The 10,563-nt window shown below is 65.8% G+C and carries 11 protein-coding genes and 1 tRNA gene; 5 read left to right on the top strand and 7 right to left on the bottom strand.

The window, feature by feature from the left end; translation table 11 throughout:
* On the bottom strand, nt 1-508 hold a 508-nt coding region (locus tag ABTZ89_RS28885), incomplete at its 3' end, for a site-specific integrase (RefSeq protein ID WP_351050503.1).
* A gap of 54 nt (nt 509-562) precedes the next feature.
* Nucleotides 563-1,897 carry a M20/M25/M40 family metallo-hydrolase gene (locus ABTZ89_RS28880; RefSeq protein WP_270948314.1) on the bottom strand — a complete coding sequence of 445 codons (1,335 nt, stop codon included), beginning with the start codon at nt 1,895-1,897 and terminating at the stop codon, nt 563-565.
* A 138-nt stretch (nt 1,898-2,035) separates the two neighbouring features.
* Here ABTZ89_RS28880 and ABTZ89_RS28875 point away from each other — a divergent pair.
* From ABTZ89_RS28875 to ABTZ89_RS28855, 5 genes are all read left to right on the top strand, one after another.
* Nucleotides 2,036-2,120: transfer RNA gene (locus ABTZ89_RS28875), tRNA-Leu, on the top strand.
* 133 nt (nt 2,121-2,253) lie between these two features.
* The gene (locus ABTZ89_RS28870; protein WP_351050500.1) at nt 2,254-2,721 is read left to right on the top strand and encodes a hypothetical protein; all 468 of its coding nucleotides are present in this window, start codon (nt 2,254-2,256) and stop codon (nt 2,719-2,721) included.
* Complete coding sequence (locus tag ABTZ89_RS28865; protein ID WP_351050497.1) at nt 2,718-3,338, top strand: site-specific integrase; 621 nt, start codon at nt 2,718-2,720, stop codon at nt 3,336-3,338. Before ABTZ89_RS28870 ends, ABTZ89_RS28865 begins: the two co-directional genes overlap by 4 nt.
* 2 nt (nt 3,339-3,340) lie before the next feature.
* The gene (locus ABTZ89_RS28860) at nt 3,341-3,754 is read left to right on the top strand and encodes a site-specific integrase (RefSeq protein WP_351050494.1); all 414 of its coding nucleotides are present in this window, start codon (nt 3,341-3,343) and stop codon (nt 3,752-3,754) included.
* 486 nt (nt 3,755-4,240) lie between these two features.
* Complete coding sequence (locus tag ABTZ89_RS28855; RefSeq protein WP_351050511.1) at nt 4,241-4,879, top strand: endonuclease domain-containing protein; 639 nt, start codon at nt 4,241-4,243, stop codon at nt 4,877-4,879.
* A gap of 329 nt (nt 4,880-5,208) precedes the next feature.
* Here ABTZ89_RS28855 and ABTZ89_RS28850 read toward each other — a convergent pair whose 3' ends face one another.
* From ABTZ89_RS28850 to ABTZ89_RS28830, 5 genes are all read right to left on the bottom strand, one after another.
* The gene (locus ABTZ89_RS28850; protein WP_351050491.1) at nt 5,209-6,393 is read right to left on the bottom strand and encodes a CRISPR-associated protein Cas4; all 1,185 of its coding nucleotides are present in this window, start codon (nt 6,391-6,393) and stop codon (nt 5,209-5,211) included.
* A gap of 5 nt (nt 6,394-6,398) precedes the next feature.
* Nucleotides 6,399-7,286 carry a type I-C CRISPR-associated protein Cas7/Csd2 gene (gene cas7c / locus ABTZ89_RS28845; RefSeq protein ID WP_351050488.1) on the bottom strand — a complete coding sequence of 296 codons (888 nt, stop codon included), beginning with the start codon at nt 7,284-7,286 and terminating at the stop codon, nt 6,399-6,401.
* A gap of 39 nt (nt 7,287-7,325) precedes the next feature.
* Nucleotides 7,326-9,143 carry a type I-C CRISPR-associated protein Cas8c/Csd1 gene (gene cas8c, locus ABTZ89_RS28840; protein ID WP_351050508.1) on the bottom strand — a complete coding sequence of 606 codons (1,818 nt, stop codon included), beginning with the start codon at nt 9,141-9,143 and terminating at the stop codon, nt 7,326-7,328.
* Nucleotides 9,143-9,778 (bottom strand): type I-C CRISPR-associated protein Cas5c, encoded by a 636-nt coding sequence (gene cas5c, locus ABTZ89_RS28835; RefSeq protein WP_351050505.1) that lies wholly within the window; start codon nt 9,776-9,778, stop codon nt 9,143-9,145. Before cas5c ends, cas8c begins: the two co-directional genes overlap by 1 nt.
* Nucleotides 9,779-10,301: 523 nt before the next feature.
* Nucleotides 10,302-10,563, bottom strand: a 262-nt coding sequence (locus ABTZ89_RS28830) for a hypothetical protein (protein ID WP_351050485.1), incomplete at its 5' end; no start/stop codon positions are given.

Raw genomic sequence — 10,563 nt, 5'->3', positions numbered from 1 at the left:
GAGAGCTTCCAGTTCTCCTGGGACGCCGACGATCGCCTGACCGAGGTGCTGACGCCAGGCGGGCCAGCACCGCGAGATCGCGCTCCGGCCACGGGTTGCGCGCCCGCCGGGCTCCCGAGGCGACCGTGCGCAGCAGCCGCTCGGGCGTGTCCTCGCCCTGCAACGGCTTCGGCGTCGAGGGCGCGTTGCGCGGCTTGGGCACCACCTGCATCGGGTTGCCGGGCACCGCGCCCTCGACCACCAGGAATCCGAAGAACCCGTTCCACGTCGACCACGCCCGGGTCACCGACGAGGCCGACCGCGCGCCGGCGAACCGGGCGAACGCCGAGCGCAGCACGGAGGCGTCGACCCGCTCCACCGGCAGCTGGTCGGCGGCGGCGCCGGTGAGTTCGACGAGCTCACCGGCCACCGTTTCCAGGTCGCGGCGGTAGGCTCGCAGCGAGTTCGCCGCGAGCTTGCGGGCCTGCAAGTGCTCCAGGTAGATCTCGATCAAGCGCGCCAGGTCCACGCCGCACCTCCCCGATGATCATCTCGGGTAGATGAAAGCAGACCCCACCGACACTCAGCTGTTGCGGATGAACCGGTCCAGCACCCGCACGCCGAACTGCAGCGCATCCACCGGCACCCGCTCGTCGACGCCGTGGAACAGCGAGCTGAAGTCGAGGTCGGCAGGCAGCTTCAGCGGGGCGAACCCGTAGCAGCTCATGCCCAGCCGGCTGAACGACTTGGCGTCGGTGCCCCCGGACATCATGTAGGGCAGCGCCTTGGCGCCGGGGTCCTCGGCGATCAGCGACGCGCTCATGGCATCCACGATCCGGCCTTCGAACTTGGCCTCCACCGGCGGCAGCCCGACCCACTCGCGCTCCACGTCGGGACCGAGCAACTCGGCCAGCTCCCGTTCGAACGCCTCTTCCCGCCCGGGCAGGATCCGGCAGTCCACCGCGGCCTCGGCGACCGACGGGATGACGTTGTGCTTGTACCCGGCGGTGAGCATCGTCGGGTTGGCGGTGTCGCGCAGCGTGGCGCCGACCATCCGCGACAGGTTGCCGAGCTTGGCGACGGCGCCCTCGACGTCGTCGTCCGGGAAGTCCCACCCGGTGATCTCGGTGACGCCGGCGAGGAATTCCTGCACCGAGTCGGTCAGCACCAGCGGGAACCGGTGGTTGCCGAGCTTGGCGACGGCCTCGGAAAGCCTGGTCACGGCGTTGTCGTCGTGCACCATCGACCCGTGCCCGGCCCGCGCTCGAACCCGCAGCTTCAGCCAGCGGATCCCCTTCTCAGCGCTCTGCACCAGGTAAGCGCGCACACCGTCCTTGAGCGTGACGGAGAACCCGCCGACCTCGCTGATGGCCTCGGTGCAGCCTTCGAACAGCTCGGGCCGGTGGTCGACCAGCCACTGCGCCCCGTGGAAGCTCCCGGCCTCCTCATCGGCCAGGAACGCGAAGACGATGTCACGAGGCGGAACGATGCCGTCCCGCTTGAACCGCCGAGCGATCGCGAGGCTCATGGCGACCATGTCCTTCATGTCGACCGCACCCCGCCCCCACACGTACCCGTCCTGAACGGCCCCGGAGAAGGGGTGCACGGACCACTCGGCAGGATCGGCGGGCACGACGTCCAGGTGCCCGTGCACCAGCAACCCGCCCCGCCCCGAATCGGCCCCGGGCAACCGCGCGATGACGTTGCCGCGCCCGGGATGATCCCCGGACTCGACGTAGGTGACCTCGTACCCGACCTCGCTGAGCTTGGCCGCCACGAACTCGGCGGCGGCCCGCTCCCCCACGAGCGTCTCGGGATCACCGGTGTTGGTGGTGTCGATGCGGATCAAGTCGCTGGCAAGACCGACAACCTCCTCCTCGGCCAGCCGCAACCCCGCGTCATGATCAGTACCGGACATACCGCTGTGCTCGCTCACCAGGCATTTCTATCACCCGAGCGGCTTAGAGGGGGGTGCCGTTTCACCCCGGATGACCATGGGCTAATCTATGTACACAACACAGCGGGAACGCCCCACCGAAGAGGGCGAGCCCGAGATGTCCGAGTGGCGGAATGGCAGACGCGCTAGCTTGAGGTGCTAGTGCCCGATTAAGGGCGTGGGGGTTCAAGTCCCCCCTCGGACACAAAATCGCGCGAAATTTCCCCAACACAGCGAACACTTGAACACGGTATCGCGACGGCACTTCAGCCGTCGCGATTACTGGTGTCTGCACATCTGTTCTCGCCTGGTCTGTGCTGGTCATCGGGGTGGTGGCCATGACTGAGCAGATCGTCACGGGCCTGGTGCCACCCGAAGCCACCGACCATGGCACTTCTACGCCGGTGGGAAGCGGGGAGCGCCGCAGCCTTCCTCTTCCGGTCATTGCCCGGCGCCGTGAAATGCCGGTGACCTACGGCATGGCCCGGATGGACTCCTCCGGCCGGGTCTCGGCCCGACCGGTCCTGCACACCCTGGAGTGGCCACCCGGTCAGAGCCTGACCATCCGGGTCACCTCGGGAGCGGTCGTGCTGCAACCCGACGCTGGTGGGGTCCACCGGCTGCCCGGAACACCTCTGATCACGATCCCGGCGACCGCGAGAGCTGCTTACGGCATCCACACCGGGGATTGCGTCCTCCTCGTCGCCGACCCACGGCGGGACATGCTGCTGATCGACCCCCTCACTGCTGTGGACGAGGCCCTGGAGCAGCGTCACGCCGAGCTGTGGGGCGGTGAGCCGGCATGACCGAGAACAAGATCACATCAGGAGCAAGTCCGGAGGAGATCGAGGCGGCCAAGCTGTTGCTCGGGCGTCTCGGGGTCTCGGTGGATGACCTCGTCAGCGCTCCGTCCGCGCGGCCGCTCGCTCCGACCTTCGCCGAGTACATTCCGCAGGTCTCCACCGCGGTCAGCGCCGGAACCCGCCGCGTATACGGCTCCTACTGGAATCGCATCAATGACCAGTGGGGCGACCGGCGCCTGGACGAACCGACACCGCTGGAGATAAAACGGTTCGCTGAGAAGACCCGCAGCCAGTTGGTCAAACGCCGCAACGCCCGCGGAGGACGAGGCGCTGCTGAGCACTTCATCGCCGCCATGCGCTGCCTCTACAACCACGCTGTCGCCGACGACCTGGTCAGCGACAACCCCGCCAAGAAGGTGCCCAAGCCGCGCCGCCTACCCACCACACGCCGCGGCCTGCCGGATTCCCGGCTCGAGGAGATCAACCACACCGCCGCCACCACCGGCAACGATCCCGTGCTCGACAGCCTCATCATCCGGCTCCACACCGAGACAGCCTGTCGCCGAGGCGGAGCACTGGCCCTCACACCCCCCGGGACCTCGACCCCGACAACTGCCTGATCATGCTCCACGAGAAAGGCGAAACCGTCCGCTGGCAACCGGTCTCCCCCACTCTCATGACCCACCTCCGCGAACACGCCGAACAACGTGGCGCCACGCAATCAGGCGGACAACTCCTCCGCTACACCAATGGAGCCCCGATCACCTATCGGCGTTACGACCACCTCTGGGCCAGACTCGGTGAGCAACTCCCCTGGGTCGCCACCCAGGGAATCAGTACCCACTGGCTCCGCCACACCACGCTCACCTGGGTAGAACGCAACTTCGGCCACGCCGTCGCCCGCGCTTACGCCGGCCACACCGACAACAACAGCGGCGACCACGGAAGCACCGGCATCTACACCCGAGCCGACATCCGCGAAGTCGCCGCCGCCCTCGCCGCACTCACCGGAGAACCCCACCCACTAGCCAAATAACGCCCCAACCAACCCCGGGTGAGAGGTCCAGTTCCCCACTGGACCTCTCACCCTTACCTTTTGCCCACGATCCCTCACCTCAGCTCACACGACATCCACTTGCACATCGTGTATCCCCGGTAGCTGCTCGCGATGATGCGCCACGATCCCCTGGTCCACCCAGGTCGTCGTTGTCGGTAGCCGTCTGTAGCTTGCCGACTGAGGATCAGAGGCGGGGTTTAGCCGCAGCGACAGGAAAGAAAGTGGGTGACGAGGCACGTGTCGGTGGCACTCGAGGACTTCCCCGAACATCGACGGTTCTTCCTACTCTGGCAACACGCGCTGACCCACGACCGTGCGGGGCTGAATCAATTGCTCAGCAACGCGGTGGACCGCCGGTGCCGCCTGCCTACGGGTGACCGGATCCAACCAGTGCTGACCGCGGAACTCGGTGACGATGGCCGATTCCACCTCCACATCGACGGCCACCCGCGATGTGACCCCTTCATGAGTCGTGACGAGCGCGAACAAACGAACCAAAGCGGAGTCTGGCTCCACAAACACTCGTGCCATTGGTGGACCAACGGCCACAGATTCCGTCTCCAACCACCTCAGCCGTCAGAACCCAACGATGGCTGGACTGGGAAATCTGTGGTGCTCTACGAAGTTCGTGCCCTCGGCATCACCATCGACCCTGCCGAAGTGCCAAAGCACCAACGATGCCCAACTTCCTACGGCTGGCCTGCTTATCGCACTACCGAAACAGCGCACGGTCGCCTGCGTTCCACACTGATCGATGCATTTGGTGCCACGTGCCCCACCTGCAGGACCAATCCCGCCACCGATATCGACCACGATCACTTTACGGGACTTGTCCGAGGACTATTGTGCCAGTACTGCAACAGCTGGGTCGACCGTTGCCTGCATCTATCTGGATGTCCTTTCGCGGAATACCTCACTAACCCGCCGGCCACAAGGCTCCGACTGAGATACCCCCAGAGACGCGCGCTACGCGGCGGTGAGAAAGCCAGGATCGCCCGGATCGGGATCAATCCGTACCCCACCACTGCGACTTCCCAGTACCTCTACACGCCTGAACAACTCCTCCAAGCACTTTCCCACAACCCCCGCGTTCCCGGATATTGACCGTGGATCCGTCGAGGTCCAGGGCGTGTCACCCCATCCACTCGCTTTTGACCGCGGCAGGACCGGAGGAGGCCTAAGTGACAGAAGAACACTCGCCTGATGACTGCGTGGCCGGTGAGATACCACTCCGTAGCGCCCAGGCTGACTTTTGGGCATGGCTGGCAACCGCGGCAGTGCGCACCGCACCTGCAGGGGAAGCAATCGGATCAGCCGCTGTCCTGACAGACAGAGAAGAAACCGATCGATGACCACAGAACACTCCCCGTCATGGAGTCGCGGGAACAGATGCCGAGCTACCCACCTGGCCCTTGGATTGGATAGAACACCGTTCACCCCACGACCACCTGCGCGAGAGAGCGGGACCGTCCCGGGAGTGATGGAGGATCTGTTCTGCGAGGAAGGATGGAGTCAGACCCCGACCTTCGAGGCATCCGGTGGAGGCGCGGCAACGTGCGGTGCGGCTGGCGGCCGAGCATCCCATCGATAGCCTTGATCATATTCGGTCCTGGCACACCGACCACACCTTGCCGGCAATGTGACGACTGCGGCAGTCGCAGCGCAGTCACGATCCTCACAGGCCCGGAGGGCAACACCGCCGTCGATGCCGTGGTTACGATGCTCGCCTGCCCGGGAAGGCTGGCGAACATCGACCGACCTTGGCTGACGCAGCAGCCGGTGATCCCGTTGCGGTCCTCGCCAGCCCCTGAGAGCCGGCGCCACTCGCATCCTCGATGAGCAGACCAAGGCGTACGCGCAGGTTGCGATCCTCGCCAGCCCCGGAGGGCTGGCGCCACGTCGGGCTGGCGCCACGTCGGGACGGCATGGCGACCTTCCTGCCGCCACCGCCAGTTGCGATCCTCGCCAACCCCGGAGGGCTGGCGCCACATCTGGCCGAGCTTGTGTACTTCGTTGCCCAGCGAGGTTGCGATCCTCGCCAGCCATGGAGGGCTGGCGCCACCTGCCTGATGCTCGCGTTCGTGATCGTGCGCGTCAGCGTTGCGATCCTCGCCAGCCCCGGAGGACTGGCGCCACGACGCCGACGTGGTGATCCTGGTCGACCGTCCGTCCACGACGACGTTGAACCGGCGCCTTTTGCGCCCGGCGAAGACGATCCCGGAGGGCACGTCGGCGTCTAACATCGTCCGCAGGCACACGACCTGCGCGGCAACCTGCAAATCGACGGCGCTGCCCGGCCGATAGCTCCCGGACTTGTGCTCGATCGGCACTGGTCCGTCCGGATGGAACTCGACGACGTCGCAGATCCCGTGCACGCCGAGTTCCTCGTCAACTACGGAAAGCGCGTTCCAGCACCGGATGCCGTCTCTGGACACGCTCGGCCCGCTGCGGTCGACGGCCTCGTGCGCTAGGTGCCCGCGTTGTGTCTCGGCGTTGTCCGAGAAGTAGCGGTCCAGATGGATGAGCGCGGCCTGCCGCCGGCAGTAGGCGAAGTGCTCGATCGCGGAAATAGGGACGCTCGCCCACGGCCGGTCGGCAGGCCGGTCGTCGAAACTCACGAGAGTCAGGCGATGAGTTTGCTCAGCGTGACTCCACTCGGAAGGTTGTCGTCGTCAACCGACACCGAATAGTCGGAGAAGCTGCGCGGCGATTCGGTATCGGTCACCAGCTTCGCGTCAACTCGCTCGATGAGCTTGTGTGCCGGAGCGCTTCCGAACGCGTTGTCGTGACTGAACACGTAGAGCCCGCGGGCGGTCATTGTGCCCCGGGTGGCCGACCGGTCGTGGTCGAACATCATCTCCAGCGTGCGGTAGAGCAGCTCCAGGTCGCGGGAATCAACACCGGTGCCGGTCGCGCGATTCGCGGAGTAGTACAGCTCTGCCTTGTACAGCCCGTACGGGACCGTCCACTTGCCACCGAACTCGGTGCTCTCGCCCTTGTCGATGTCTGCCTGAGTGGTCTGGGTGATCCGCGTGATCGTGTGATGCTGCGGGAAGACCGGATCGATGCTACGCGCGTTGGTCACCTGCAGCGGCCCGTAGACCTGCCCGAGTGCCTTCGTCTCGCCCGTGCTCAGCACCGCGCCGAACAGCCGAATGTCGGCGTATCGCTGGCACAGCCACGCGCGCGCGGTGTGCAGCTCGTCCTCGGTGAGACGTTTCTTCTTCGTGTCGATCTTGTTCACACTCATCGTCTCGGCCGCTTTGGTGTTCAGCGCGTGTCCGGCCTCGACGAAGATGCTGTAGCGCTCGGGGTCGTCGGCCGCGAGCGGCAGGGTGTTGCGGATTTTGCGCTTGATCGCCACGTCGGTGACCAGACCGTGCCCGGACTCGTCGTCGGTGCGCGGCCGGTTACTCATGTCCGGGTCGCCGTTGGGATTGCCATCGGTGACGTCGAACAGGAACACCATGTCGTGGCGTACCGACGGGTCGAGATGCGGTTCAACGCTCATGCGGAAGTTTGTCCTTTCCTGTCAAGGAAGATTCGGGAGTCAGGCGGCGTCGGAGTCGCCGCGCTGAGCACGGCGTTCACGACGCTGCTGCGCGTCGTGGGCGTGCTGGTGGTGGTAGCCCAGGATGAACTCGGCCTGCTGCTTGGGGTTGAGACGGCCGGGAATCTCGTCAGCCAACGCCATGACCGCGCTCAACTTCCCTTCCAGGGTGAACGCGAGACCACTCCATTTCGAGCGCCGGATCACGCCGAGCCATCCGGGGGCAAGCTTGCTGGCAGCGGTGAGAGCGGGCCGCGGGTTCGACACCGCGCCGGAGAAATGGCGGTCCTTGAACGTCGCGTTCAGCGTCTTCCGTCCGCTGCCCGACTCGCCGGCACCGTCGGGCTCGCTCCGTCTCGGGTTGCGCGAGTCGACTGAGGCGAGCTGGATCGCCTCGTACACCGCAAACGCCCGGCCCGCGACGTAAGCGGAGTCGGTGCGCTGCTCGTCGAGCCCTGGGGGCATGTCCGTGTCCTTTCGTGGATGGCGTCGCAATGCGAACCGCAGCAACGCGGCCCGGGGGCCGTCGACTCTGCCGTCGTTGGTGATGCGGTGGACCACGTGCCGCAGCACGCTCGCAGGCAAGGGCTTGCGTCGCAGCACGGCGCTGATGAGGTCCCGGTGGACGTGTTCAGGTTGACCGTTGGCGGTGTCACGAAAGTCGCGGTAGGCCTTACGGTCCTTGTCCCATCGTCCGGTGGCGCGTTCCAGCTGCCAGAGCGGATAGTGCACCGGGGCGTCGTCCCAGACTGTGGCGATCTCGTGGTCGTCGTACCAGCACGCGAGGTTGGCCATCGCCTCCGACAGCGGCATGTCGATCCAGTCGCGGATCACCACGCGAGAGGAGTTACCGCCCAACGTCACCGAGCAGAACCGGCCCTCGGCGGCCTGCGCCCGCACACTGTCCGCTACGAGCAGGGGCTGTCCCCCACGTAGCCGTTCCAGAATCCGGTTCACCGCGGCGGGATCCGGTTTCTCCGGCATGATGTTGAAGAAGTCCTTCGGCGCGTCGCCGAGAGTCCACCAGGTCATGACGCTGTCCTGCTGCGCCACACCGAGCGTATGCGGACCGGACAGCAGCTCGGTCAGCGCCGTGGTCATCGCATCGCCACAGGCCAGGCAGATCGGGGTGTGCTGAAGACCGGTGGTCAGCTGGTAGCCGAACACGCGCTCGTTCACGCTGATCAGCGCCGGGTTGTTCGCCGCACCCGGGACCAGGCGTTTTGAAAGGTTGCCGGGCACCGTCTCAGCGAGCACGCCGTTCCGACCGCACACCAGGCACAAACCGGTCGTGCCACCGGTCTTGCGGCGCGTAACCTCGGCTTCCCAGAATCGAGTCAGCGCATCGAGCGTGATGATGCGGACACCATCCACGCTGATCAGAACACCCTGCTTCGCGCCGATCTCATCCGGCCGCTGCACCTCGGCGACGCCCCCACGAGCGTAGAAATTGCGCACAACCTCAGCTTCCGGGCATTCGCCGGCGACCTCGTTCGCCCACCTGTTGATGAGATCGACGAACTGCTGGTGACAGTCCTGCACCCGCGACGGTTTCGTACTGCCGTCGCCCCAGCCCAAGACATACTGGACATCATCAGCACCCATCTGCGGCGCCACTCCGACCGTGCGGGTCACCGCCGGCGTCAAGTGTCGCTGCCCCCGGCGCTTCCTCGCCTGGTCCACATCACGGCATTCATCAAGCCGGGGCTTGTTGCCCGTGCTCGACAACGCCAGCTCCCACGAGAACTCACGTTCGCGATGAAACGGCTTGCTCGTGCTGTGCTCCCGCGTGTATTCGACCAACCGCTGAACCAGCATCACGCACCCGCCACAACGTTGGCCGCGATCCCGTCACGCGGAATGTGCAGCCACCCGTCATCGAGCCGAGCCGTGAACCACGTGAACGACACCGAGCCCTCGTCGTGCTGCACGCCGTGCAACATGATGCCCAGGTCCTCAGTCACTCGCGGAAGCTCCTCGTCCCGCACCGAAAGACTATTGACCGGCCCGAAATGTGCGCTGAACTCACGCGTTCCCAGATACGGCTGGTGAAAACACTGACCACGTTCTACTCGACGCCGAAACTGATCGCGGTAGGCCGCCTCCGCCTTCGTCGCATGCTCACGCAGCTCGACGTGCGCGTAAATGCGGTACGCGACATCACGAAGACACACCGAGTTGCGCTGCGTCCGATGCTCGACAGTCTTCACCGTCCGGCCCCGCAACGCCGCATCATCCACCGAGGCGAGATCAGTCGTCTCGTTACGCCGCTGCGTGAACTGGCGAATCGGCTTGAGCACCTCAATCGCAACCGGCCGCCACGAAAACTCCGGCTTCCAAAAAATCGCCTCCAACACACCGATGGCCGCCGTCGGCGTCATAACCGGGTAACTGACCCGCTCCACCTTCAACTCCGGACGCGTAAACAACGCCCCCCGCCCCCATACCTCCACACTCACGGGCCTAGCCCCGCTAGCGGAGACCGGAAGGTCTGTGACCACCACACCTCCTAGATCCAAACGACGCGCGACAGTAGACACGCAAGCACCGACAAATTCCCGGCGATCACCCCAGCTCGCCCACCACGCAGACCAAATACGCCCGAATGGAGCAGCCACAGATGAGCGACAGACGGTTTCCTCCCGTTTGCCCGCACCACTCGGACTAGCCGTACCCGTCAACCTCAGCGACACGACACGGAGCCTGGTCGACGTTGACGGCGAGGGAACTACACCCAGCCACCAGAAGCGCTCCTCATTGATCTGCCGCACCTTGCGGTCCCGCGAGCCCCGAACGCTGGCACCACAACTCCCACAGCGGGGCAGGAGCAGCCGACCGGGACAGGGCGATCCTCGCCAACCACGGAGGGCTGACGCCACGACGAGGCCCAGTTCGACGTCGCACGCGCGATCATGTTGCGATCCTCGCCAGCCCCGGAGGGCTGGCGCCACCCATGGACCCACGCTGGCGGACACGTCAAGGTCGGTGTTGCGATCCTCGCCGGCCCCGGAGGGCTGGCGCCACCTGTTGCTGTCGTTCGTGATTCAGATCCTGACCCCGCAGTTGCGATCCTCGCCAGCCCTGGAGGGCTGGCGCCACCGGTTCCGCCACCGTCTTGTCCATCTCCTCGGCCGTGTTGCGATCCTCCGCTGCCGCCGCCAGCTCCGCCGCGGACCTGCGCACCGCCTCCGGCAGCTGCTCGGACGGGACTTCGCGCACCGTCGGCTCGATACCGGTG

The organism is Saccharopolyspora sp. NPDC002686 (assembly GCF_040295745.1).
GTDB lineage: Bacteria > Actinomycetota > Actinomycetes > Mycobacteriales > Pseudonocardiaceae > Saccharopolyspora > Saccharopolyspora oryzae.
This window is presented reverse-complemented; position numbering and strand designations above follow the sequence as displayed.